We start from the raw sequence: 25,801 nt of genomic DNA, 5'->3' as shown, positions 1-25,801 counted from the left end.
AGAAGCCCCCGAGGGATTAACGGGAACTTATATGCTGCTGGATCAAGCTTCGGTAACCGGAACTGCAAATATTGTAATGGCTGCTGTTTTGGCAAACGGAACGACTACCATTTATAATGCAGCCTGCGAACCATATTTACAACAACTTTGCAAGATGTTGAATGCCATGGGGGCCAAAATAAGCGGAGTTGGATCAAACTTATTATCCATTGAAGGCGTAGATAGTTTAGGCGGTTGTAAACACCGTATCTTACCTGATATGATCGAAATAGGAAGTTGGATTGGCCTTGCTGCTATGACACAAAGCGAACTGACTATTAAAGATGTGAGTTGGGAAAATTTGGGGCTAATACCCGACACCTTCCGGAAATTAGGAATAACTCTTGAAAAGAAAGGTGATGACATTTACATTCCCGCTCAAGAAGAATATGAAATACAAGGATATATAGACGGTTCTATTTTAACCGTTGCAGATGCTCCTTGGCCAGGCTTTACACCAGATTTGTTGAGTATTGTTCTTGTAATGTGTACGCAAGCAAAAGGAAGTGTGTTAATACACCAAAAAATGTTTGAAAGCCGTTTGTTCTTTGTAGATAAATTGATTGATATGGGCGCTAAAATTATCTTGTGCGACCCACATAGAGCTACTGTGATTGGTCATAACTTTCAATCAACCCTTAAAGCAACAACTATGGTGTCTCCAGACATACGTGCTGGAATTTCATTATTAATCGCAGCACTTTCTGCTAAAGGTACTTCGACCATTCACAATATTGAACAGATAGATCGAGGTTATGAAAATATTGATGAACGATTACGTAGAATAGGAGCTAAGATTACTAGAATAGAGTAATTACCTAAGATAACGAATAAAAAAAGCCGCGATAGATTCGCGGCTTTTTTGTTTTACTTATTTCGGTTTTTATTAACCTCATCTTGTAATTTGCGTCGTAGCTTTTGTTCTCGCTCTAACGATTTTTGACGATTGGTTTCGAGTTCCATTTCGGTCTCTGCCAATTTTAGTTGAGAGTCTTTGGTAACTTTATGGCTATTTTTAAATTTATAGAATATAAATGCCAGCCCAACTAATAACAATACAATTATTGACCACATAATGGTATTATAAGTAGATTTTTGAGTTAGAATTCCTAAAATTTCAATACCGTTTTCTTTTTCTTTGGAAACGGAAAGGTCTTCTTTAGTAGTTTTTAATTTACTTGTAAGCGAATCAATTTTCTTTGCTTTTTGGTCAATTTCGGTCTTTGAAGTTGCTATTTTCGACTCTAAATCGGAAATTGAATCTAAAATATTTTTTCGGAGTTGATTAATCTGGTATTTTTTAATCACCTTGTATTCTTGGTAATTATTCGATTCGTCAACCACATCTTTAAACTGTCCTTCTATACTATTATCTGTTGCCTTCGTTTGGGGATTTTCTTGGGCAAAGAGGATTACGGTACATAAAAGTAAGGGGAGTAGGGTTATTAATTGTTTCTTCATGGTAATTTTGTTCGGTTTGTTTGTTATTTAACACCGCAAGAGTAGAAAAATTGTTTCAAATAACCCAAATTTTAAACCTAATTAAAATTTATTTAACAAGGTACTCTTTTTAATTGTAATAAAAACGGAGTGCACTTGCGTGATATTTATGTATTTGTTTGATAATATGTTCGGTTTCAGCAACATCTAAATTAATCTAAGGAATTACCGAAGTCTGGAAAAATTCAGAAAGTTGTTGAGCACATTTTCAGCATGAATAGATTTATTAGGGTTAAAGCCACTGTCATTTTACATTTATGAATTCATTGACTACTGTTTCCATAAGTATTGATTTGGGGATAATGCAAACTAGTAACTATCAGAAAATCAATAAATAAATGAAAACTCGATAAAGTATAATTAATTAAGTATATTCTTATGCTGAAATTTAAGAAACAGCTCTTTTATAAGTAGCTAAAGCGCGTTCACGAGCTTCTTTATGATCTACCATTTTATCAGGGTAGGAATCGGTATTGTATTCTTCAATCCACTTTTCTATATATTTTTTGTCTTTATCAAATTTTTCAATTTGAGTAGTAGGATTAAATATTCTAAAATACGGTGCTGCATCAACACCACTTCCTGCTGCCCATTGCCAATTGCCTACGTTACTGGAGAGTTCGTAATCTAACAATTTTTCAGCGAAATAGGCTTCTCCCCAACGCCAATCAATTAATAGGTGTTTACATAAAAAGCTTGCAACTACCATCCGTACTCGATTGTGCATATAACCAGTTTGGTTTAATTGGCGCATTCCAGCGTCTACCATTGGGTATCCGGTTTTACCTTGTTGCCAAAGTTCAAACTCTTCTTTATTGTTACGCCATTCTACACGGTCGTATTTTTTTCTAAAAGCGGTATCAACTGTTTCAGGAAAATGCCAAAGTATTTGCATAAAGAATTCCCTCCAGATTAATTCTTGCCAAAAAGTTTCATTTTTTTCGGCAATGGCTTTTTTTATCATTTTCCGAATGCTCACTGTACCAAACCGAAGATGTGGGCCTAAATGTGATGTAGCATCCTGAGATGGAAAATTTCGTTTGTTTTTATATTGCTGAATGGTAGTGGGTGTCACATCGTAATCTGGTATTTCTACAGAAGATTTTTCAAAACCTATATCGCTCAAGTTTAGATTGGGCATTCGGGAATGTTTTACAAGGTTTTTTAAATGCTCATTAGTGTAATATATTTTAAGATGCGTATCAGCATCGAAAGTACTTTTCCAAACTTTCATATAGGGCGTATACACCACATAGGGGTCACCGTCGCTTTTTACAATTTCATCTTTTTCAAAGATCACTTGATCTTTATATGTATAGAATCCAATATTTTTTTCTGAAAGAAACTCTTTTACCTCCTTATCACGTTTAATGGCATAAGGCTCATAATCGTGGTTGGTAATAACGTTTTGTACATGAAAGTCTGAACAAATCTGTTTAAAAACCGCTTTTGGGTTACCATGATAAATGGCAATACTACTATCGTGTTCCTGAAGCGTATCACGCATTTTTTGAAGTTCATCAAATATAAAAGTGACGCGAGCATCATCCTTTGGTAATTCGTCTAAAATTTCAGAGTCAAAAATAAAGACAGGTAGTACAGGATATTTACCGTGCAGCGCTTTGTAAAAGCCTATATTATCATCAAGACGCAAATCTCTCCTAAACCAAAAGATATTTAATTTATCTTGCATTGTAAAATAGTATTATTGTATTTCACCGAAAAGCTCTATAAGCTTGTTTCTTCGGTATTCAAAAATTTCGTCTAATTTGGGTTTTACCAAAATAGGATGTGCCAGTTGGCCAAGAAAACCCATAGGAAGTTTGTAGTGAACGATATCTTCCATTTCCACACCACCATCAATTTCTTTAATAAAATGTTTGTGATGCCAAAGCGAGTAGGGGCCAAAACGTTGTTCGTCCACAAAATACTCAAGGTCTTTCACGTGTGTAATTTCGGTAACCCATTTTGTTTTAATACCTAAAATAGGTGTGACGATATACTCAATTATTTGACCGGGGTACATGGGTTTTTCTACACCTGAAAGAATATTAAAACCCATGTAATCTGGAGTTATTATCTTCAGGTTTTGAGGTGCTGAAAGAAACTCCCAAGCTTCTTCTTTTGATATCGGGACATTTTGTTTGGTGTGTAATTTATATAGTTTCATGTATGCCTTTTACAGAAATTATCTACGTTTGTAAGATAACTTTCTGTTCATTCGCATAAGTCTATATATCTCAACTTTTACAGCCGTTTTTTCTTTTCTGAATTTGAATAAATTCTTTAAAATAGTAATCATAATTTTTCTTTTAAAAATACGACTGTTTTACGAATTAAAAAATACTTTAAACAAAACTTAACAATTTATTGATAAACGGATTAGGTATTAGAATACGTCTAAGTTTGCATTGATTCAGTATTAGGATTTAGATTATATTTAAGGTTTTGTTAACTATTAAAAAAGAGTTAAAGTGTATTTTAGTAGATTGAAACAAATCAACAAAAATCATTTTATGAAAAATCTATTACTATTAGCTTGTACTGTGCTCTTTTCAGCAGGAATTTATGCACAAATTGAAACACCGCAACCCAGTCCGTCACAAAAAATTGAACAGACTGTGGGATTGACGGATATTACCTTAGAATACTCCCGACCAGCTGTGCGAAACAGAACCATATTTGGCGGTCTAGTGCCTTACGGAAAAATTTGGCGAACAGGAGCTAATAAAAACACTACAATTACATTTGATAAACCGGTTATGATCGGGAAAACTGAAGTGAAACCAGGTTCATATGCTATATATACTAAACCTAATGAAGAGAATTGGGAAGTGTATTTTTATAGCGATGCAAACAACTGGGGAACTCCAGAAAAATGGGATGAGAGTAAAGTAGCTGCTAAAACAACTGCAGAAGTATATCCTATGCCAATGAAAATTGAATCGTTTACTATGACGTTTGACGATGTAGCTCATGATTCAGCTAATCTTGGGATACTTTGGGAGAACACTTACGTAGGTGTTCCTATAAAAGTGATGACCGATAAAGAAGTTTCGGCATCTATTGACAAGGTTATGAATGGACCAGGAGCTAATGATTACTATTCTTCTGCTGTTTATTACTTAGAAACAGGTAAAGATATTAACCAGGCAAAGACTTGGATAGATAAGGCAATTGATATGGCTGAGAACCCTGCTTTCTGGCAGTATAGACAACAATCATTAATCTATGCAAAAGCTGGCGACAAGAAAGGAGCTATTAAAGCTGCTAAAAAGTCTATAGAATTGGCTAAAAAAGCCGGTAACGATGACTATATAGCATTAAATGAAAAATCATTGAAAGAGTGGGGAGCTATGTAATATGAGACCTCAATAAAAAGTAAAAGCCCCAGATATTTGATTATCTGGGGCTTTTTTGTGTTGTGGATATAACCTTATTTAGAAATTAGAAAATGGTGTACCCAAGAATAAAGGACACGCTGTTATAGTCTGAACCCCAAAAAAGATAATTATTCAATATGCCTCTGCTAGTGGCTACGCGTACTTCTGCACTATACCGGTCGTTAAAATTATAACCTATACCAAAAGCAAAATTGGTATTAGACTTTATGTCTAAGTCTGTTGATTCTTCAAATTCAATTCCTGAGTTTAAGGTAAAATCGAAAACGTAGGATGCATTAATGAATATTTTAGATTTGTCATTGAGGAAAAAGTAATGTCTTAATCCCGCTGGCACTTCTATAGATTTATAATCAACATTAATAGTTTGTTGGTTTTCTTTTTCTGTTTTTAGATATTGATAAGTTGGTTCAACGATTAAAGCCCATTTATTTTTATTGAATGGTAACTTAAATTCACCTTCAATACCTATAGAAAAAGAAGTATTATTTCCGAAATCTGTATAGGAGGAAGTGCGTATGGAATTGTTAATAACCAAGGTTGAAAACCTTACCCCTGGTCTAATACTGAAATTAAAAATCAATTTATTTTGATTTTTAGTGTAATTATAATATTGGGCATTGACACACTCATTATAATTCACAAAAAACCTAGTTAAATCACTAGCGGTATATCCTATTTTGTCAATGCTACTCATTGAATAGCCTTCGCATTTCAAATTATTCCATAATTGTTGTTTGTACCTATTATTCTCGGCTACTTTATAGGTGTCAATTTTATATTTCTTGAAAACCAACTGTTCTATCTCGTTTGTTTCAGTTTTATAAAAATAACGACTTAAATTATTGTCTTTGTATAGGTATAAAGTTGCATTTCCTTCAACCAATACTCGTAATAAAAGCTGTTCTTCTTTAAAAGTGGGTTCTTTTTTGTAGTTTATCCTACTTAACACATCACTGGACCTATCTATTTCAACTATGTGACGTTCGTATTTTTGTGATTCTGAAACTTTAAACTCTTTAATTGTAGTAATGGAAGCTTTCTTTACTTTTTCGTTTTCAGAAAGTTTATATTCAATTTCGGTGGGACTATCTCTCCAGTCCATATTTTTTATTAGGCAATTGGTTTTTATGCCTTGATTGTTTATAAAATAGCCTTTTTCAAATTTAATTTGTGCAAATGTGTGGAGGCTTAAAAAGGATACTAATAGAGTGAGTATTGTTTTTTTCATGTACAGGTATTGCTTTTAGGATATTTATAGGTTTACAAAAAGAGTTATTATAATTTTTAAATAATAACCTTTTTGAAGCCTTTGATTTTAAAAATTCGTGATGTAGCGAAAATAGTGTAATTATTTTATTTAGGCACACGACTAATAAAAGAGTGATTTTTTCTAAATTTATTTAATAAGTAAATTATATTCTTAATACACCTCGAAACCCTCTACTACCATAATAAGATTGAGCCCCGTTGTGGTATATAAAAACAGTTGCAAAGCGATAATCGCCAAATAGGGCTCCGCCAAGCTTCCTAATTTTATCAGGTGTTTTAATCCAACTTGAGGTTTTAGTATCAAATTTTCCTAGTTGTTGTAATCGCTGGTATTGTTCTTCAGTTAAAAGTTCAATATTCATGGCGGTAGCCATATCTATAGCAGTATTTTCAGGTTTAAATTTCTTTCGTGACTCTAAACCTTCGCGATCGTAACAAACACTTCTACGGCCTTTGGGACTTTCTGGAGAACAGTCATAAAAGATATATTCATCATTATCAAAGCCAACTACGTCGGGTTCGCCTCCAGTTTTCTCCATTTCATTTAAGCTCCATAGTTTTTCAGGTTTTGTTTCTAACTTTTTTTGAACATTTGTCCAGTCAATTTTTTTATGACGATTTATATTTTCGTTAAACCGGGTTTTTAATGTGTTAAGCAGTTCTTTTTTCTCTTCCGTAGTTAGTTTTTTCGATTTGTTAGCCATGTTGTGTTCAAATTTATTCGACAACTATTTTATTTACTATAATTTCCTCTTCTGATATTAACTTAAATAAATAAACTCCTTTTGATAAGTTCGATACATTAATTTGATGTTGAGAACTTAATTTGCTAATCAGTTTCCCTAAAAGATCGTAAATAAGTATTTTATTTACGGTTACATTTTCTATATTCAGTATTCCCGTGGTTGGATTGGGGTATAGTATTGGCTTTTCTTGCTTAATATCTTTATTACTCAGTAAAGGACCTTCAATTTCGACGGTTTCGGTGTAATCAGATTCTACCTGTCCCGGATTATAAACAGCAGTTACGTGAGCTAAAAACCCTTCTCCTTCATTATAAAATAAAAAATCAATATCACAATTTGAGCCTTCCTCTAGATGATAAAGTGAATTTTCAGTTTGAAACCTATATAATTCGTCCCCACGGTAAATATTATAACCAATTAATTCATCATGAGGTGCCTCTGGTTCTTCCCATTTAAGTTCAAAATAATTATTTGGCGTCACATAATACTGATCCCAAGTTAAATTTATGACTGGATTAATTTGCCCAATTGAATGACAGGTGAAAACTAAGAAAACTCCAAGTGTGAGTATTGTTTTATTCATAATTGTAATTTTTTATTTGAGTATATGAGACCTTATTTAAACCTTCATAAACTTTTGAGTAATAGTCCTTCCATCCACAGTTAATGATACAAAAAAGAAACCTGAAGACAGACTAGAAACGTCTATTTCATTAGTGCTTGCTTCAGAAATTAGTTGCCCCTGTAATGAATAAATCTTGATGCTATTATATTCTAATTCTGTACTTAATATCAATGTATTTGTAACTGGGTTAGGGTATATGCTAAATGTGATCTCTTTTAAATCGGAAATACCCAAACTACAATCTTCGCTATAAACAGTGTTTGGTTCTTTACACCAAGCAATAGGGTTATCACCACAGGTTTGACTATTGGCATATACTACATCGTCCACTTGAATGCACCGTAAATTACTACTATTATTTGCCACCATCAATTCAAGGTTTTCATTATTTCCGTTTTGAATGTTTAGATATTCCAAAGACTGATTACTATCACACTCTAACGAAATTAAATTTACATTAGCTGAAAAGTCAAGAGTAACAATCTCATCATTATCCCAGCAACCCAATACTTCAAGATTTAAAAGTGCTGAAAGGTCTAATTCGGTTAAATCATTATCGGTACAAAATAGAGTGATCATATTAGTGAAAGATGAAATACCTTCAAGAGAGCTAATATTCTGAAAACTTACGTCTAAACTTAAAACAGCTTCTGCCTCAGTAAATTGTATTTCTCCATCACTATTTAAGTCGGCATTTGCATCTGCATCACCATCTCCATTTGTATCAACACATTCGGTATTTAGTAACGCGTTTTTAAAATTGGCATCAGGAATTGTTACTATCTGTGCGTTTAGAAAAGAAAAGGAAAATAGAAAAAGTATAAAGTACAGTTGTTTCATAAAAAATAATGTTTGTTTAAAATATGATTAATTGCGCTAAAGAAAACCTTTGCTAGCTAATTACGTAAAAACAATAGCCAAAGCAACTAGTTTAGGTTTAAATATTGTTAAATTATTACGTTTTTTTGAATAGTGAGTAGCGTCATAATACTATTGTTCTTCTAATGACTTATAATTAAACATTTCCTATAAATCTTTAATACGTACCTAACACGCCTCTTTATAAAACTAAGTAAGTTGTATACTGGTAAACAATTATTGTATAAAAAGTATACACTTTTAAGGTCAATAATTGCTTATAATCTCCTAGAACACCAGTAAAACTGCATTGGCATAGGTATTGCCATATATACGGCGAACGAAACTTACTAATCTATAATAAAACAGAATTACGCATAGATGAATCTTAAAAAAACTACTTCAGAAACTAAAACGAATACTAAAGAGAACGTTACTATAAATACAAGTAAAAGTTCTATATCATCAGAAAAGGCCACGAAAACGTGGAATATCTTAGTATTAATTAATACCTTCTTGCTTCTTGCTGGAGGTGCTTTTTTGATGTATCAGATGCAAAATGACTTTGCGCAATTTAGAACGGAACGTCTAAGTAGTACTTGGGGATTCATCTTTTTTGCTATAGCATCTTCTTTGTTTGTATATAAAGCAGGTTTTTTCATTTATCAACTCTATTTATATTTTAGTTATAAGCCTGTTGAGTCTGTTACAGATGATGAACTACCAACTGTAACAGTAATTGTTCCGGCTTATAATGAAGGAAAACAAGTATGGGCTACGCTAAAGAGTTTAGCAAAAAGTGATTATCCTAAAGAAAAAATACAATTACTAGCAATTGATGATGGTAGTAAAGACGATACGTGGTATTGGATGCAAGAAGCTAAAAAACAATTAGGCGAGCAGGTAGCTATATATCAACAACCAGAAAATAAAGGAAAACGTCATGCACTGTACAGAGGTTTTAACATTGGTACAGGAGAGGTATTTGTAACGGTGGATAGTGATTCTGTTGTAAATGCAGATACACTACGTAATTTAGTAAGTCCTTTCATTACTAATGAAGATTGTGGTGCAGTAGCAGGTAATATCCGTGTACTGAATAACGCTAAAGCATTATTGCCTAGAATGCTCGATGTGAGTTTTGTATTGAGTTTTGAATTTGTACGTTCGGCAGAAAGCAGGCTTAAGTCTGTGCTTTGTACGCCAGGAGCTTTGGCAGCCTACCGTAGGGACGCTGTACTTTCTTGTTTGCCAGAGTGGATAAATCAAACGTTTATGGGGAAACCATCAGATATTGGTGAAGACAGAGCCATGACTAATATGATTTTAAAACAAGGATACCACGTGTTGTTTCAACGTAATGCGTATGCGTATACCAATGTGCCAGAGAAATACAAAGGCTTGTACAAAATGTTTATTAGATGGGGTAGAAGTAATGTACGTGAAAGTATTGCAATGGCTAAGTATGTGTTTACCGACTTTAGAGAGGGTTCTAAAACGGGATCTCGATTACTTTTCTTTAGCCAAGCTACAAAGCTTATAATGTGCTACCCATTTTTACTGTTTATGCTTTACTTTATACTAGTGCATCCAGTATTATTTGTTAGTTCAACGCTCGCAAGTATCTTAGTGTTATCAAGCTTTCAAGCTATTTTTTACGCCAAGCGATATACCTTTTCAGAGTCGTTCTGGGCGTACAGCTACAGTATTTTATATACCTTTAGCTTGTTCTGGATTACACCGTACGCAATCGCTACCGCAAGTAGAAGCGGTTGGCTTACGAGAGAGTTGCCACAGCAGAAGTAAATTTAGATTACAATAAAATAAAGATGGTTATTTCTATAAATTGAAATAACCATCTTTTTAGTTTAAACACCGGTGTTTATTGCACGTTCAATGCATATTAAATAATTCTTTTGCCTTTTTAAGGTCAGTTGTCGGCGTAATTTCATAAAAGTAATCTAGTTGCCATTGTTGGGTTTTTACGGCTTGTTTATTAGTAGTTGTGTCCCAAGGAGGATACACCCGAAAACCTCTTTTTCCTTCTTTCTTAGGAGTCGAAATTATTCCTTTGTTAAGAAGGATGTTTTTCGGAAAAAGAAACTGACCCATTGTGTCATTGGCACTAACTGTTACAACATAAAAATCAAATAGGTCTTTATTAGAGAAAGGTTCTGTAATTCCGTTTTCATTTCGTTTCCAAAACGTTACAAACTGTCCCGTTTTTTTAGGAGTTATTTTTGCATTTCTGTAGATAATATCCCATTTGCTTAACTGAAACCGGCACGCAGCATATTCATTGCCTTCAGTTTCTTTTTTATAGCTTGAAAGCGTAAACCCGCACATAGCGTATACTTTTTCGTTAATAAAGTTAAGATTATCTTCCATAAAAAGAGAGCTACTGTGCTCTCAAGCTTTTTTTAATTATTTAGCGGAAATGTTATTCCAACGGCAAACGCTCCTGCATACTGTTCTACAGATGGCTGAAAGTAATAAGCCAATCTTAAATCAACATTATTATTTTTTCCCAATTCCAGTCCAAGTGTAAAGGGGATGTGATAAATAATCCCGCTTTTATCAATGTTATCAAACGCTGTTTGCGTTTCAAATGTTCCAATTGATGTTCCTATTCCAATTTCAACGTAGGGCGCCACCCACGGAATTGGTGCACGTACTCTTGTTTTACCACCAAGTAAAAGGGCTTTTGATTCTGCTTTTTCATCAGTTGGATTATCATTTAGGTCTTTGCCATTTGAGTTTGTCAAAATAAAACCGGCATAGGGTCTAAATTCAACCCAAGAAGCTACTTTTAGCACTAATTCTCCTTGTGCAAAAAATCCGCTATCAACAATTTCATCAGCACTATTGTTTGGTGCGCTTACACCATATCCAATTTGAGCGTGTATTGATTTTTCTTTTATAAATTGTGCTTTCGCTAAGCTTGAAGTAAAGACTATTAATAGTAGCAGTATAGTTTTTCTCATAATGTATTGCAGTGGTCTCGTACAACCGTCAATTAGGGGCAAATATAGTTTTTTCGGTTTAAAACCGATATGAGTACAACCAAACTTATACAATTATTGAGTACCCTTCTACATTAGTATCTTGTGAACTCAATTATTGCAAGTGGATTATTGTTTTTAATGCATTTTATAAATTGTTATCAGCCTTTTTGCTTTTCCAGGATTTTGACAATCCTATTGTTTATTATTTCTGACAAGTTCCACAAATATAGTTTAGGGTCGGTGGTGCTGTAAAACGCAACAACAACGGCATCAAGTTCTTTGTGATAGCTTGCGAAACTTTGGTAACCTGGAACCCACCCAGCATGTTCATACTCGTAAATAGAGGAATATAGTTCCCGTTCTCCCGCTTCAAACAACGATCCATCGTTTAAAGCCCTTATAAATTTCCCCACATCTTCAGCCGTGGCTAGCATACCATGGTCGTCGGTTTTTAAATCTAAAGGATGGCCTACGTGATAGCCACTCATCACATTGTCTATATTCACTTCTTGTAGCGAACCGAAGGTATGGTTTAGCTGTAGTGGTAGTAGTATTTCTTCTTTAATAAACTGGAAATTATCATACCCCAGTTCATCATCCATTATTTTATTGATCAACAAATAGTTTGTGTTGCAGTACTCATAATCTTCCCCGGGTTCAAAGTTAGCCGGTTTGTCCAGAATCAAGGCAAGGCTTTCTTCATAGGTGGCTGTAGGGTTTCCCCAAAAGTTTGGGGTGTCTGTAAAATTGGGGATGCCACTTTTATGCTGTACGAGCATTCGCAAGGTGATTTCATCTGTATTTTCAATCCTTCCTACAAGTTCTGGTAAGTATTCGGAAAGGGTTTTATCTAACGAAAGCCGTCCCTCGTGTACCAATTTGGTGACTGCCACCGCATCGTAAAGCTTGCTGATGCTACCCAATTTAAAGAGGGCTTGCGAGTTGGCAGGAACCTTTGCTTCCCGATCGTGCCAACCAGAAGCAATATATTGAGGTGCTTTGCCAGCTTGGTCTATATACACAATTACTCCTTCAAAATCATAATCAATGGCTTCATCTACTTGTTCCTGAAGGGTATCTGGTAGTGGTAAAATCCAAGCTTTCACTAAAATCCATGGTACTAAGAATAAAGAGCCTATGCTTACAATAATTAATACTATTCTGAGTATTCGTTTTGTTTGTTTCTTTTTCATGTTTTTTCAGAACAATGTCCTATTTTGGTTTTTTGTAGTGAGGTTAGCTTTTATTTAAAGTAGATACGCTCTGGGTTAAAAGGCTACATAGCAGGATGGTACATTTGTTGATTAGAGTTTAAATATACAGAAACCTTTTTATTTTTTCAGAAATATTGAAAATCGTGTGAAGACTTACGGGAACTCCATCATAATTATAATTACAAATATTATAAACTGCTGTTATTCATTAAATTATATTATAAAATATTGAGAAAAGTTTTATATTTATAAGCTATAACCTTATCAATATGAAAGCAGAAGAGCCCACAGATAAAAAGGAGAAAGATATAATAACTAATGAAAATGATTCGGAAATATCTGAACAAGATAAGATAGAACCTCGTTATACTCAAGGTAAATCTCCTATTATTAAAAGCTTTATCGAAATGTGTGGCCGACATCCATTTGCAACAGGATTATTTGCTATTCTTGGATTAATAGGCCTTATATTTTCTATCTATGGTTTTTTAGTTGATAGATCTGAATCAATAAGCACCACCAAACAAATAGATTTGGTTGTAGATTCTATCAGTCAAAAAATTGTAGATTCTGATCCCGTAACAAGAGATAGGTCTTTAAAAAACCCTATTGAATTAGATTTAAGGGGAGATCATGACAATAAATATATAGACAATATTGTATTCCCTGCTTCACAAAATGTTATAATGAAAGAACTTAAACTGAGTGAAGCTAAGTCCTTAATGAATAACATTATTTACAGTAAAGACTATTCCACCTATGATCCTTTTTACGGATTCTCAGTAAGTTCTATCTCTAATAAAGGCTTTGTACAGATCGCCCCGTATCTTTTAATAGATGTGATGAAGGTAAAATCTATTGATGAAGATTTAGCTGGCTTCTACTTTGGTGAGCGAGGTGGCGGTGCAATTCTTAGAGAATTTAAAGCCAATATTTTTCCTAAAGAAGGTATTCAAGTTGCACCAATGATTAATGCTACGAAAGGACAATATGTGAATAGCATCGATTACATTTCATTAATGCCGGGAGAGGTTGAAGAGTTTATGTTATATCTAGATTTTTATCCAGGGTTTTATTACGACTTAAAGATTGGTTTACAAATTAAGTTTAATGGCATTAATTCTGTTATTTGGGATACAAATAGTTTTCATCGTGGCGTACCCTCGACTAAAATGCCTATCTACGATTTTACCTCTACTAAATTCAATGTAAAGTATCATCCGGATGCAGAAGGTTTTGCTGATTATACCGACAATTTTTTAGAACGTATACATTCAGATATAGACGCTTACAACAGTTCACGTGTATTTAATATGAAAATGGCTGATTTAGCAGGTCCTGTTTCTCCAACACAGCTTTAGCATCAAACTACTATTCTTATTTAGCTAGACATCTGATTTGTCTTGATTATTCGTACCGCTATAGCTATCGCTTTTATATGGTTTAAATAGGGGAGGCGCTAATTATAACATTACTAAGCTTACTTACACACGTTATTATTCCTTGTCTTCTGCTAAAGGGGATATCATTATGTGCGCTCTATGTGTTCCAGGGTTCATAATCCAAGGGTGGTTGGAACCTATAGGCTTTTCAGGAAGCCCGGTAGATTTAGCTGTAGCAAATGGCATATAGACCACATATCGGTATTTAGCGCCTTCCACTTTATAAGTTTCGGGGTCGTAGCGTTCACCATCTCCAAAATAGATGTGTAGGGCAGACCCTTGTTTTCCCATATCTAACGTACCTTCTTTTGCTTCCTTTTCTCTAATGTCGAAGATTTCTCCTGCTGATTTTCCTTCGGCTTTTAGTTCTCGACCTCTCGCCATAAAAGGTTCTAGGTCTTTGTGATAGCAGGCTGCACTAAAGCCAGATTTTTTAGGGTTATCTGCTAGCACTATAAATTCGTTATTGCCTTCTTTGAGTGTAACAAACTCTCCAGCCATATTATAACCTATCACTTTACAACTATCTCGGCTCGCTTTTGGAGCAGCCATTAATGCCGTTGCAATCAAAGCTTCTTCCGTATCAATAGCAACATATTGGTTTTCGTCAGCATTTGATGTACTGTCTGTTACTGTTTTTTTCGCAGTTGGTTCCTCTGTAGCGACTTTATTCTTGTTTGAAGTATTACAGGAAATCAAAACTCCTGTTAATGCGATTGCTATTATAAGTTGCTTCATTTTAATGTGAGTTACGTTGTTTGAACACCTAATTTAAGAAATAAAACCGAACTTGCCTGACTATAGGCAGATAGAAAATCAGAGAGAGTGTTTTGTAAGTAAGAAAGAAACTAGCAATTAATTGTATACAGCTTAAGATGATTTTTAGTGAATCAATTAACTTTAGTTGGTCTTATTGTTATAAACCTTTCCATCTTTCATTACGAATACAACGTTTTCTATGGTAGTGATAAAACCATTTATAATATCTCCTTTTACTGCTATAATATCTGCTTTTGCATTCGATTTTAAATGGCCAATTTCATTTTCTTTCCCTAAATGAAACGCTGAAATATAGGTGCTGGATTGTAATATATCTAAAGGCTGCATTCCTGCTTCTAGATAATATCTAAACATATCTTTGGACGATTTTCCTCGGGTTACTTTTATATCGGTATAATTATCAGAACCGGCCACTATAGGAACTCCTTTTTCAATTGCTCTAGTAAGTCTTTTTTTCGTTCTATCGGCATAGCCATCAATCCAATCCAATTCATTCTCGTTATAACCAGCGAGTTTTGCATAAGTATGCATATATGATTTGCTATTTTCAGTAGGTACAAGAAAGATTTGCTTCTCTGCCATTTTAACTAAAGTGCTATCTGCTAGATTAAAGCCATGTTCAATTCCATCTACACCTGCTTCAATTGCATTCCACGCGGACTGATTTGTTACGGAATGAGCTGTGACTTTTAAATTATAAAAATGAGCAGTTTTTACAATAGCCTTTATTTCATCTATTGTTAAATATGTTTTATTGGGAATATTATCAGCGCAAATTTTAATTACATCTACATTTTGATTAACGTGTTCCCGCACAGCATTTTTTGCATCTTCTGCACTTGTTATGATTCTATATTCTAAGTCTATTATATTTTGGTGTTCAGGGAGTACACCATAAACCTGTCCACCATTTGCTGCCAAAATAGGGCCTGAGGCAAAAATACGAGGCCCCTCTATCGTTCCTTCGTTAATAGCATCCCTTAGGGCAACATCCAAAAATAAACCCGAATTTCCAAGATCTTTAATACTAGTTATTCCTTCTGCTAAATAACTTTTAGCTCTTTTAGCCCCGCGAAGCGCTCTTAAAGCGTCACTTTCCATTGTCAGCGATTGTATGCTATGTGCTGCAAAATCTTCGTTGGCCTCTTGAGAAAATAGTACATGTGTGTGGGCATCAATTAAGCCGGGAAGAACAGTATAATCGGTTAAATCTATTACTTCACTATGGTTAGGTAGCGATTTAAATTCACCAATAGAGATAATTTTTGAACCTCGAATATGTATAAGCTTGTTTTCTTGTAGCATATTGTTTTTGCTATCATATAAAACCCCAGCTTTGATATAGGTGTCTTTTTGTTGTCCTATCAATTTTGCTTGAGAGGAAATAACAAGTATGAATAAAAATATAAGCGCTCTGTACATATTTTTTTGTTTAAATGGATGCCAACATAATTGTGTATAATTTCGTTGCCTGTTTCAGCAACTACCAAGCAATTGCTTATAGCAGCAATGAAAAAGCAGAAGATTTCCGTTTCTTTAAAGTACTATAAAACAATAAGATATTAAAACTGTATCTACTGCCCAACCAAAGTTATATATGGGGATTGACATTCACAAACGAAACTATAAAATACACTGTGCCAAGGTATTATTCTTTGGCAACTTTTTTACCATGCTGGCCAAGCCCACGTAGCAGCCAATAGTTCTACTGCTTAAGTAAATGATCAACGATTACTTTTGCGGCAATTTGACTGCCTTTTAGAGAAGGATGGAACCCATCTTCACCATAATATTCATTATTTTTTGCTGTATCACTGTATTCTTTCCATACGGTACCAACAGGCAGCAATATGGAGTTATTGATGGAGGCTGCATCGGTATGGTTTTTTATCACCCCATCAAACGTATAGTAGTAGTGTAAAGAAGGCCAAACCATAAAGTAACAAAGCTTGGCTTCGTTTACTTTGCATAAACGAGTATATTTTTTACCGTATTCAAGTAGCATGTTTCTACCATCACGTTGTGAAGAAGGCCCTTGCTGAATAATAACAAAGTCATATGTTTTACTGGAAATTAGTTTTTGCACATGCCCATCATTCCAGTGATCTTGAATGGAATAGTTAGGGAAGGCTATCATTTTAGTAGTAATAGCTATGTTTTTTGAAACTGCGTACTCCTTAACAAGCGCAGGCAAATTATTGGTATAGGTAAGACTGTTACCAATAAATAAAACATCAAACGCTGTTTGAGTATTAGTAGGGGCTTTCTGTTGGCTATATACACTAGAATACGTACTTATTAGTACGAAAAATAGAAACAATGATTTTTGCATTAAAAAGTTGTTTTTTACCTCAGCACTTTGTTGGCAACTGGCTTTTAGTCGAATAATTTATTTATTTCTAAGTATATTTTTTCAAAATTGTCCAAAGTTTCAGAAGAGAAAAAGTCTTTATCCACACCAAGTTTTAATAATTCGTTTGCAGGGCGATAATGATTAAATCTGTCTTTCCCAATTTGCTTATTAATCTGTTTAATTATAGTTGGCAAATTTTTATCCAATTTAGATTCTTTTAAGTCATCATATTCATTAAAAGCAGAATTAAAAAGTTTTAGGTAATCATCTTTTATAAACAGATCTTCTAAATCTGCTTGTTTATGAGTATCTAAAAATTCATCAAAAAACCTTATTTTACTTTTATGGATAATTTTTGAAGTAATCATTTTTTCCAGTTTAGCTTTTCCTTTTTGATCTGTATATGAGTCTAATAAACAAGCGATTTCTAATTTTGAACCTCGTAAAAGTGAAATAAATGTAGCAACTTTTTCGAGTCCTCCCGTTGGAATAATTGTTATATCATTTCTCAAAAATGTTCTGTTTTCAGTTTCTAATATTCCTGAAATTGCAGTTAGAATTATTAAGTCTGAAACACCTTCTACGAGAAGATTTTTATTACTTATAAATAAATTTTGAGCAATATCATAACCTAATGCCGCTTGTAATGGAAATAATGTGTTTGGATCTTTTTCTTGAATACTGTCAGAAATTACAGAACCATCAGAGGTCTCTAAAACGGTTCGAACCCTTTCGAGTTTATCTGAAGGGATGGAGAAAGGTGAATGAGTAGTATATAATATTTGATAATTGTCAGATAAGTCTTCAATAAATTTTAGCATATCTTTTTGAGCAGATGCGTGTAAATTCAATCCTGGCTCATCAAGTAATAAAATGTATTGTGAATTTTTGTCTTCTTGAATTTTTTTGAACCAAACTAAAAATGAAAAAAACCAATTGAAACCCTTACTTCTATTTTTGAGAGGTAATGATACTCTTGTTCTTTGATTTTTAACTCTAATGTCTAAAATATGTTCAACAATTTTTACGTCTAAAACTTCTTCTTGGTGCCTATTGTTTATGATTTTTCTTTTTTTAATTTCTTCTCTTGCCTCAATTTTAAATTCTATACTCAAATTGTTATTCGTTGACCAATACTTGAAAAGTTCATCACTTATGATAGCCTCTGTCGCTTCTAATTCCGCTATGTAATCCTCAAATGAAGTAGCTTCTAAAATATCTTCTGCATTTAAGTCTGCTAATTCCAATAAAGCCTTTGCTGTTTTAAATTCTTCTTCTTCAATGTTTTCATCCTCCAAGTTATCAATTACTATTCGAGAAGGTAAAGAATAATATTCATCGTAGTAAAGAAATTTTGGCATCGCAGGTTTTAGTAATCTTCTTGCAATATATTCTTGAATTGGATTGGCCCAATCCCAAGAATTTTTTAAATATGGTTTTAGTTTTTCTAAACCTTCAATGATACCATCATCTTTATATTCTTTGATAATTTCATCTAATTCTTCAACCTTCTTTGTTTTAATTAATTTGTCATTTAAAGTTTTACTACTAATTCCAAGTTCCTTTGTTTTATTTTCGATGAAAGCTGAGAAGTCAGCGTTCATATTATTCCAAATTTCAACGTTGTCATATTTGGTTGTAACACTCAATTCATTTAATGTAAAAATATTTTTCCCAACCTTTGATTCTATTTCTTCTTTTAGTCCATCATCTATTGAATAAACACAAGTTATTGCTTTTGGCATAACTCCACTTTTATCCATTTTCTTTTTTTCCCTTCTCGGATAGTCGTGAGTTTTATTAAACTTAAATTTTTTATCATTTTGGAAATAATTAGTCTTACCGATCGATTCAAGTATAGAAGTTTTTCCTGATTCGTTCATTCCAACCAAAATTGTCACATCATCTTGAACTTCAAAATTTTGATCCGTTTCGAAACTTTTATATTTATGTACAGTTACGTTTTTTAATTTCATATGATATCAATTTTGGTTTTATTTTCAGTTTTCAACTTGTTGTCAATGTTTGCGTATAACCACGGTTACGGATTTACAGTTACTTAATTTTTGGGTTAAGCACAGACTTTAGCAATTCCGAGTGGATTCAGACGTAGTCGAATCTACCGTAATTACGGTTATATATTACTGTCATTAGTCTTTTCCATCATTTGTTTGATGTACTCTGTTAATTTTGATGTTAGCTTATTTCTTTCTTTATAAATTTCTTTCAGTTCGGAAACACTATATTCTCTATATTCGGCAAGAACTTTTTTTAAATCCTCATAGTGAGCTCCGTTCTCTCCCTTTTCTAAAAATAAACTTTCAATTTCATATGCAACTTTTTCAAATTCGTGCTGGTATTTCAAAGTTTTAATTGTCAACTCCTTTCGAATATTATAAAAATCTCGGTCTTCAATAAATAATTCAATTTCTCCTTCTTTCAGGTTATATGAATGTTTTGCGTTATAAATTCTCTCTATTGCTGTTCTATTTAGTTCAGCACAACTTGTTGAATAGTCCAGATTAGCACTAGTAATTGTCCGTTCCCAATTATTGTATGCAGCAAAATAGTCAATAATATATTGTCTCTTTAAAGTAGAGTATTCAAGTATATTACCAGTTAGGATATTTATTTGGCTCTCCACTGTCTTAACTTTTGTAGTTATTTCTTCAATGTCTTCTTTTGTTGCGAGATTTTTACCTTTTTCGCTGAAGTAACTGGGAATTAGATTTTTTATTAGAAAAAAACCAATGACTAAACATACTATGATTATTACGTTTAAAATTATACTTAAATTTTCCAATTGTAGAGTATTGTTAAATTAATGGCAACTTGTTCATATAAACACCTTTTCCGCTGTTAGTTCAGCCATTCGGCATGCTAAGAGCATTTTTTGCGCTTTTAAGCTATTCTTATTTTAAATAATCAAGGGGGGAGTATCCTTCAAATATACCTAAAAAACCCAAATCACAAAATCAGGCACTTGTATGCTGCGTTGTTTTTTGGTTTTACTCAGTTTTAGTTCGAGACTGCTTCGATATTCCTTCGAGGATTGTTCGAGAAACGCCTGCTTTTACGGGCTAGTGTCGAAGTATTCTCGAAGAAAACTCGGATAATTTAAGCAATATGTGTTTTGTACCTATTTATTTGTTCTCCTGTTGCCACGCACGGTATTGTTTGTCTAAAAAACGTTGCCCGTCTTCTTTATATTCTGGGGTAAAGACGGTAAAATGATCGCCAGGGTAGTAGTCAATCTCAATAGTAGATTCTAGCTTTTTCATTTCTTCATCAAACAAATGCACGGCTTTGTGAAGGTGAAAGTTATCTTGTTCGCCTATGGAAATACGAATGTCATTATTAACCACATCTTTATAGGTTTCCCAATTGTTTCTAATTTGATACGAAAGGTCGTAGCGTTTAAAAAGTGGTAAAGCTTCTTTGTTAATGTCTCCAGTTTCCACATCTACCAGGCGGATAATGTTTCCATCGGCATCGCGACTGCTGAATACCGCATCGAACGAACGTATTTGACCGCCACGGGAAACTACGGCCTCTACTTGGTACATATCTTTGGCCGCAATAATAGGGTAGCCGCCACCCATAGTGATATCGGCTAAAATATTTCCGTTGGCGTCGTAGTATAGATTATCAACTTCATAAATGTCTTCGCCTTGCCAGTTTCTGAAATCCACCTGATCGGGTGCACTAGCCCAAGCTCCTGAAAAAGTTTCAGGATAGTTTAACTGAAGCCATAAAGACGTCCAACCCCCGCTACTGTGTCCAAATACAAACTTGGCACCGTTGGTACGGTATTGCGCTTCTAAAGCGGGTATAAATTCTTTTACCAAGGCATCGCCCCAAGGGCCGTTTATATCGCTATTGGCATAGGTGGAATGCCCTTCGGGACTGTTACCATCTAAATATACGACTATCACAGGCGTATCGGCCAAATGGGTAAAGGCATATTTTTTAGATCCGGAATGGATTTTGTAATTCGCACCAAATCCAAATACCGAAAACAACACGGGATACGTAGCATCTGGGTTTTCGTGATATTCTTTTGGTAAGCTTACAGCTCCTGCTATGGTGACTTCTTTGTTATGGAACTCACTCAATACTTCCGATTGTATGGCGAGTTCTTTTAGCTGTTTGGTTTCTTTAAATGGAATTTCAGGTACCACTTGATTGGCTTGTAAGGTATGGGTCGTATCAAAATTTTTATCGAAGGTTAGTTGTTGGGGTTCAGAAAAAAGATTCCCCGGACTTTTCCCCATGTCTTGTCCGCCTAAATTGCGGTCGAACACCACTTGCACATAATAAGGGCCACGTTCAATATTGGTAAGGGTGTTGGGATATGAAATAGCTGAGTCGTCAATAACCACTCCTTCGTTGGGTTTTAGATTGGTAACCTGCACACGATACACCGGCGGTAACTCTAAGGGTACAAAAGCATTCTTTGGGTTTTTGTTTTCTTGCGAAAGGAAGAGAAGCACGTCTCCGGTAAAGGGTTCAGAAAGAACATCTTTAGAGAAAGAAACATCAAATTGTTGTGCCTGTACAGATATGGTAAGCAGTAAAGCGGTGCAAAAGAGTAGTAATTTATTCATAGCAGTGGTATTGGTTATGGCTATTGGTTTTGTATTTGTTAGTGGCTTTAAGGTGTAAGTGTCCATAAAACCTACCCAAAGATACAGTTTTATTAGTGAGAATTAATAGCCGGTATAACCCCCTGAAATTCTATCTAGTATGAGAATAGAACTGGAGGAAGGATGGTTTTATTTAGATTGCCTTGTATTCCTTACCTATGTTTAAAGTGATCTTTAGTGCATTCTGTATTACTTGATTAGTGTCGTGGGCACGTGAGTTTACATACAACTGTACTTCTTCGGGAAGTTCGATAAACCGAACGCCTTTCGTTTCGGCTTTTAAAAAAGATTTAGGAAGTATAGACACCCCAATCCCTTTAGCAACAAGACTTAAAATCATCCCACCAAAATCTGATTCAATATGAATATTTGGGCTGAAACCGTACACATTAAACATGTGGCGTAGTAAAGAAGCGAAATAAGTAGTGTGGTGTAAACCCGAAATAATAAACTTTTCGTGTTGTGTGTCTTTCAGATTTGTGAAAGTACTTTCGGTTAGCGAGTGTGCTTCTGGTACCACCAAACATACGTGCTCGGTATACAGTTGTTGCGAAACAATCGCCGGGTTTTCTATATGGTCTCGGGTAAAAGCTAGATCCACTTGATGATTGAGCAATAAGGTTTCGTGTGTATTATCGGTTACTTCTTGTAGTTCTACCTTTAATTCGGGGAGGGCAGTGGCTACTTCGTTTAATAAACTAGGAAGAAAGTTGAAAGCAATAGAGCCGGGGTAACTTATACTAATCATCCCCGACGTACCATCGTGTATTTTTTTCGCATGCTGATGGGTACGGTCAATTTTGTCTAATAACCCGGTCCATTTTTCTTGTAAAAAGAGGCCAGCTTCGGTAAGTTTTACGTTTCGTTTATCACGTTCAAATAATTGGATGCCTAATTCATTTTCAAGCGATTGTATTTGTCTGCTTAAGGAAGATTGTGAAGTGAATACCTTTTCGGCAGTTCGCCAAAAGTGAAGTTCTTCAGCCAATACTAAAAAATACCTTATTTGTTGAAACGTCATACCTTTTATTGCAGTTTATGCATTAGTTGTTGCAATATAACTATTTTTAAAGAACTACATTCTTTTGTTCTTTGTGCTGTAGTACTACCAATAAAAAAGTTGGTAAAAACTATTTATAAAATAGAATGTTATGATAGGGATAGAGAACTTTGCTGCTTTTTTAGCTACCGCTTTTTTATTTATAATGACCCCGGGTATCGATACGGTATTTGTAATTAATAAAACAATTGCACAAGGGCGAAAACCTGGACTATACGCTTCTTTAGGCGTCAATTCTGGGATATTGGTGCATACCTTGTTAGCTGCCTTAGGGTTGTCTGTATTGGTAGCACAATCTGAAATGGCTTTTAAAGTGATTAGTTATTTAGGGGCTGCTTATATTATTTACTTAGGAGCAACACAACTGTTTCCTAAAAAGCAAACAGCTACATCAACTGGACATAAAAAGAAAAGAATTACTACTCATTCTAATTTTATGTCCGGTTTTATAACGAACACGTTAAACCCGAAAGTTGCATTATTCTTTTTGGCGTTCTTTCCTCAATTTATCACGCCCACTGAACTCGAAAACCCAATGCCTTTTGTGGTATTAGGACTCACTTATGCTCTTTTAGGCACTGTATGGTATATTAGTTTAACGTGTTTCGCAAACACATTTTCCAATAAAATGAAAAGTGGAGGTAAGTTACACCAACGCATGCAAATAGGGTCTGGTATTATTTTTATAGCTATGGGAATACAAATTGCATTTAGTAGTTAATGCAGAAAGGGGTTTTTTTATAGCATCAAAGTTGAATTGGATTAAATGAGGTGTATTAGCTGAGAAATTCTTTTATTTCTTGTGCGGTGTCTTTAGCTGTTTTTCCAACGCCGTAGATGGTAGCCGATGCAAAGCCTGTCCAATTACCATAACCAACCAGCCATAAACCTGGTTGAGCGGTGACATTAGTTTGTTTGGTTTCAATTCTATTGTTTTTCTGAATAGCTAACGGTTGTAAATGGTCTAAACTGGCTTTAAAACCAGTACACCAAATAATGACATCGAAAGGCTCTTTTTCTCCATTTTCCCAGATTACTCCATTTTCATAAAAAGCTTCAAAAGGTCTAACGGCATTAAAAATATCTCGTTCTAGACCTTCTTTTACAGCTGCTACTTGTACAATATCACTCAAAGAAGCTTTTTTAGGTTTTTCAGAAGTATTAAAATAAACGGCATTGGCTTGATTAAACAGATAGCGTCCGTCTACATCGGGCGGTAGAAAGCTAGGTGGTTGCAGGGTTACCCATTTTGTTTTGGCAACCTTCGATACTTCGGCTAGTATTTGTGCTCCAGAGTTCCCGCCACCTACAATAAGTACTTTTTTGTTGGTAAGGGAAGTCGTGTTCTTATATTCTGAAGAATGTATCTGTGTACCTGAAAAGTCAGCTGCATTGGGGTACGTAGGTATAAAAGGATTTTGGGCGGTGCCAGTAGCACTTACTACTGTTTTTGTATAAAACGTTTCAGTATCCGTTATTACTTTAAAAACAGCATCTTCTTTTATTACTTCTAAAACGGTAGTATCTCTTTGAATTGGGAAATCGTACCGTTTTTCATACGCCGTAATGTAGTCTATAAATTCATCTTTGGTAGGATATTCGTTTGCACTTTTAGGCATTTGCCATCCTGGTAAGGAGCTATAGGAAGTGGGAGAGAATAGTTTTAGAGAATTCCACGTTTGAAGCCAAGCACCACCGGGGTGCTTTTTATCATCAAGCATGAGGTAGTCTACATCAATTCTTCTTAAAAAATAGGCGGTAGCCAATCCTGCTTGCCCGCCGCCTATTATAATGGTATCATACACTTTCATTGCACTTATTTTGTTAGAAAATTAAACAATTTATTGTTCATCTTAATATGAAGTTTCATGAATGATTTCATTTTTAAAGAATTAAATTAAATACATAGCCAGAAATAATCATTCCTATTCCTATGGTAGTAAAGAAAGCAATAATCAGCTTTTTTTGCATTACTTTTTTAAGAAGCAGGGCTTCGGGTAATGAGAGTCCGATAGAGGCCATCATAAAAGCGATAGCTGTACCCAATGGAACGCCTTTGGCGACTAGTGTTTCTATTACAGGTAAAACACCAACAGCATCTATATAAAGCGGAATTCCTAATAAAACAGCTATTGGTACAGCAAAAGGATTAGAGTCTGAAATATACGTTTCAAAGAAAGACTGAGGCACATATCCATGTATAAAAGAACCTATGGCAATACCAATAAAAATATAAGGGACAAGTTTCTTTAAAGTGTCGAAGGCTTCTTTATGTATTTCAGGTAAACGCTGTATAAGCTTTCTTTTGTTCTGCTTCGTGTTATTATTGGCAACTTTCATATTTTGCAACCATTCAGCTACATATTTTGCCATTCCCATTTTTTCTAACAGAATACCACCAAATATACCTAATAGAATTCCAGATACAATATAGATTACGGTAACCTTCCATCCATAGGACACCCAAAAGAGTACGATGGCAATCTCATTTACCAAAGGGGAAGTGATTAAAAATGACAACGCAATACCTAAAGGAATGCGCGCTTGCATCATCCCTACAAACAACGGAATGGACGAACAAGAACAAAAAGGTGTAATAGCTCCTAATGCTGAAGCGAATATGTTTCCTAGTCCAGACTTTTTATTCTTTTCTAAATAAACCCTCACTTTATCCATAGGCAAGTAATTGGTAATAATCCCCATGATATAGGTGACCAAAATAACCAGTACCGAAATAAGTATAAAAGTGGTAATAAAGTAATGTAGGGCTGTTGCAAACAGCCCTGATTTTTCTAACCCTAACAGACCCAAAACAATATAATCTGCAAGGTTAGAGAGTGCATTTGTTAACGCTTCCATG

24 protein-coding genes are annotated in these 25,801 nt (G+C 34.5%); 5 read left to right on the top strand and 19 right to left on the bottom strand.

The genetic code is table 11. From position 1 onward, the window contains the following. Nucleotides 1-853, top strand: an 853-nt coding sequence (locus AACZ92_RS03310) for a UDP-N-acetylglucosamine 1-carboxyvinyltransferase (RefSeq protein ID WP_339697111.1), incomplete at its 5' end; no start/stop codon positions are given. Nucleotides 854-906: 53 nt separating this feature from the next. Here AACZ92_RS03310 and AACZ92_RS03305 read toward each other — a convergent pair. From AACZ92_RS03305 to AACZ92_RS03295, 3 genes are all read right to left on the bottom strand, one after another. Next, nucleotides 907-1,500: a hypothetical protein gene (locus tag AACZ92_RS03305; protein ID WP_339697109.1), complete on the bottom strand. Its 594-nt coding sequence runs from the start codon at nucleotides 1,498-1,500 to the stop codon at nucleotides 907-909. 427 nt (nucleotides 1,501-1,927) lie between these two features. Further along, a complete protein-coding gene (locus AACZ92_RS03300) occupies nucleotides 1,928-3,232 on the bottom strand; it encodes a deoxyribodipyrimidine photo-lyase (protein ID WP_339697107.1) in 1,305 nt (434 codons plus the stop codon). Nucleotides 3,233-3,244: 12 nt separating this feature from the next. Further along, nucleotides 3,245-3,709 carry an SRPBCC family protein gene (locus tag AACZ92_RS03295; protein ID WP_339697105.1) on the bottom strand — a complete coding sequence of 155 codons (465 nt, stop codon included), beginning with the start codon at nucleotides 3,707-3,709 and terminating at the stop codon, nucleotides 3,245-3,247. Between the two features lie 346 nt (nucleotides 3,710-4,055). Here AACZ92_RS03295 and AACZ92_RS03290 point away from each other — a divergent pair, with 346 nt between their 5' ends. Beyond that, nucleotides 4,056-4,901 carry a DUF2911 domain-containing protein gene (locus AACZ92_RS03290; RefSeq protein WP_339697103.1) on the top strand — a complete coding sequence of 282 codons (846 nt, stop codon included), beginning with the start codon at nucleotides 4,056-4,058 and terminating at the stop codon, nucleotides 4,899-4,901. 85 nt (nucleotides 4,902-4,986) lie between these two features. On the opposite strand, the gene AACZ92_RS03285 is transcribed toward AACZ92_RS03290, so the two are convergent. The 4 genes from AACZ92_RS03285 to AACZ92_RS03270 form a co-directional block, all read right to left on the bottom strand. Further along, the gene (locus AACZ92_RS03285; protein WP_339697101.1) at nucleotides 4,987-6,171 is read right to left on the bottom strand and encodes a tRNA modification GTPase; all 1,185 of its coding nucleotides are present in this window, start codon (nucleotides 6,169-6,171) and stop codon (nucleotides 4,987-4,989) included. Between the two features lie 184 nt (nucleotides 6,172-6,355). Continuing rightward, entirely contained in the window at nucleotides 6,356-6,916 is a 561-nt protein-coding gene (locus tag AACZ92_RS03280) for a DUF4256 domain-containing protein (protein WP_339697099.1), read from the bottom strand. 13 nt (nucleotides 6,917-6,929) lie between these two features. Continuing rightward, nucleotides 6,930-7,541, bottom strand: a complete 612-nt coding sequence (locus AACZ92_RS03275) for a T9SS type A sorting domain-containing protein (protein ID WP_339697097.1) — start codon at nucleotides 7,539-7,541, stop codon at nucleotides 6,930-6,932. Between the two features lie 36 nt (nucleotides 7,542-7,577). Continuing rightward, on the bottom strand, nucleotides 7,578-8,423 hold the full coding sequence (locus tag AACZ92_RS03270) for a T9SS type A sorting domain-containing protein (protein ID WP_339697095.1): 846 nt from the start codon (nucleotides 8,421-8,423) through the stop codon (nucleotides 7,578-7,580). A 399-nt stretch (nucleotides 8,424-8,822) separates the two neighbouring features. On the opposite strand from AACZ92_RS03270, the gene AACZ92_RS03265 reads away from it, so the two are divergent. After that, entirely contained in the window at nucleotides 8,823-10,247 is a 1,425-nt protein-coding gene (locus AACZ92_RS03265) for a glycosyltransferase family 2 protein (protein WP_339697093.1), read from the top strand. 87 nt (nucleotides 10,248-10,334) lie between these two features. Here the strand turns inward: AACZ92_RS03265 and AACZ92_RS03260 are convergent, their stop codons facing one another. The 3 genes from AACZ92_RS03260 to AACZ92_RS03250 all read right to left on the bottom strand — a co-directional run bounded on the left by AACZ92_RS03260 (nucleotide 10,335) and on the right by AACZ92_RS03250 (nucleotide 12,639). Continuing rightward, nucleotides 10,335-10,829 (bottom strand): MepB family protein, encoded by a 495-nt coding sequence (locus AACZ92_RS03260; protein ID WP_339697090.1) that lies wholly within the window; start codon nucleotides 10,827-10,829, stop codon nucleotides 10,335-10,337. A gap of 32 nt (nucleotides 10,830-10,861) precedes the next feature. Then, entirely contained in the window at nucleotides 10,862-11,425 is a 564-nt protein-coding gene (locus AACZ92_RS03255; RefSeq protein ID WP_339697088.1) for a hypothetical protein, read from the bottom strand. A 179-nt stretch (nucleotides 11,426-11,604) separates the two neighbouring features. Next, the gene (locus tag AACZ92_RS03250) at nucleotides 11,605-12,639 is read right to left on the bottom strand and encodes a serine hydrolase domain-containing protein (protein ID WP_339697086.1); all 1,035 of its coding nucleotides are present in this window, start codon (nucleotides 12,637-12,639) and stop codon (nucleotides 11,605-11,607) included. A gap of 290 nt (nucleotides 12,640-12,929) precedes the next feature. Here AACZ92_RS03250 and AACZ92_RS03245 point away from each other — a divergent pair, with 290 nt between their 5' ends. After that, a complete protein-coding gene (locus tag AACZ92_RS03245; protein ID WP_339697084.1) occupies nucleotides 12,930-14,021 on the top strand; it encodes a hypothetical protein in 1,092 nt (363 codons plus the stop codon). 135 nt (nucleotides 14,022-14,156) lie between these two features. On the opposite strand, the gene AACZ92_RS03240 is transcribed toward AACZ92_RS03245, so the two are convergent. The 7 genes from AACZ92_RS03240 to AACZ92_RS03210 all read right to left on the bottom strand — a co-directional run bounded on the left by AACZ92_RS03240 (nucleotide 14,157) and on the right by AACZ92_RS03210 (nucleotide 22,902). Further along, on the bottom strand, nucleotides 14,157-14,840 hold the full coding sequence (locus AACZ92_RS03240) for a hypothetical protein (protein WP_339697082.1): 684 nt from the start codon (nucleotides 14,838-14,840) through the stop codon (nucleotides 14,157-14,159). A 162-nt stretch (nucleotides 14,841-15,002) separates the two neighbouring features. Then, nucleotides 15,003-16,304, bottom strand: a complete 1,302-nt coding sequence (locus tag AACZ92_RS03235; protein WP_339697080.1) for an amidohydrolase family protein — start codon at nucleotides 16,302-16,304, stop codon at nucleotides 15,003-15,005. Between the two features lie 283 nt (nucleotides 16,305-16,587). Further along, on the bottom strand, nucleotides 16,588-17,214 hold the full coding sequence (locus AACZ92_RS03230) for an SGNH/GDSL hydrolase family protein (protein ID WP_339697078.1): 627 nt from the start codon (nucleotides 17,212-17,214) through the stop codon (nucleotides 16,588-16,590). 44 nt (nucleotides 17,215-17,258) lie between these two features. Further along, nucleotides 17,259-19,211 (bottom strand): AAA family ATPase, encoded by a 1,953-nt coding sequence (locus tag AACZ92_RS03225; RefSeq protein WP_339697076.1) that lies wholly within the window; start codon nucleotides 19,209-19,211, stop codon nucleotides 17,259-17,261. Between the two features lie 158 nt (nucleotides 19,212-19,369). Then, complete coding sequence (locus tag AACZ92_RS03220) at nucleotides 19,370-20,038, bottom strand: hypothetical protein (protein WP_339697074.1); 669 nt, start codon at nucleotides 20,036-20,038, stop codon at nucleotides 19,370-19,372. Between the two features lie 340 nt (nucleotides 20,039-20,378). Further along, the gene (locus AACZ92_RS03215; protein ID WP_339697072.1) at nucleotides 20,379-21,842 is read right to left on the bottom strand and encodes an alpha/beta hydrolase-fold protein; all 1,464 of its coding nucleotides are present in this window, start codon (nucleotides 21,840-21,842) and stop codon (nucleotides 20,379-20,381) included. Between the two features lie 172 nt (nucleotides 21,843-22,014). Beyond that, the gene (locus AACZ92_RS03210) at nucleotides 22,015-22,902 is read right to left on the bottom strand and encodes a LysR family transcriptional regulator (protein WP_339697070.1); all 888 of its coding nucleotides are present in this window, start codon (nucleotides 22,900-22,902) and stop codon (nucleotides 22,015-22,017) included. A gap of 130 nt (nucleotides 22,903-23,032) precedes the next feature. Here AACZ92_RS03210 and AACZ92_RS03205 point away from each other — a divergent pair, with 130 nt between their 5' ends. Further along, on the top strand, nucleotides 23,033-23,662 hold the full coding sequence (locus AACZ92_RS03205) for a LysE family translocator (protein ID WP_339697068.1): 630 nt from the start codon (nucleotides 23,033-23,035) through the stop codon (nucleotides 23,660-23,662). A gap of 55 nt (nucleotides 23,663-23,717) precedes the next feature. Here AACZ92_RS03205 and AACZ92_RS03200 read toward each other — a convergent pair whose 3' ends face one another. Then, on the bottom strand, nucleotides 23,718-24,752 hold the full coding sequence (locus AACZ92_RS03200; protein WP_339697066.1) for an ArsO family NAD(P)H-dependent flavin-containing monooxygenase: 1,035 nt from the start codon (nucleotides 24,750-24,752) through the stop codon (nucleotides 23,718-23,720). Nucleotides 24,753-24,825: 73 nt separating this feature from the next. Continuing rightward, on the bottom strand, nucleotides 24,826-25,800 hold the full coding sequence (locus tag AACZ92_RS03195) for a permease (protein WP_339697064.1): 975 nt from the start codon (nucleotides 25,798-25,800) through the stop codon (nucleotides 24,826-24,828). Nucleotide 25,801: the final 1 nt, after the last annotated feature.

Origin of the sequence: uncultured Marixanthomonas sp., assembly GCF_963974425.1 — a bacterium.
Classification (GTDB): Bacteria; Bacteroidota; Bacteroidia; order Flavobacteriales; family Flavobacteriaceae; genus Marixanthomonas.
The sequence above is the reverse complement of the archived record's forward strand: the minus strand, read 5'-3'. Positions and strand labels throughout refer to the sequence as shown.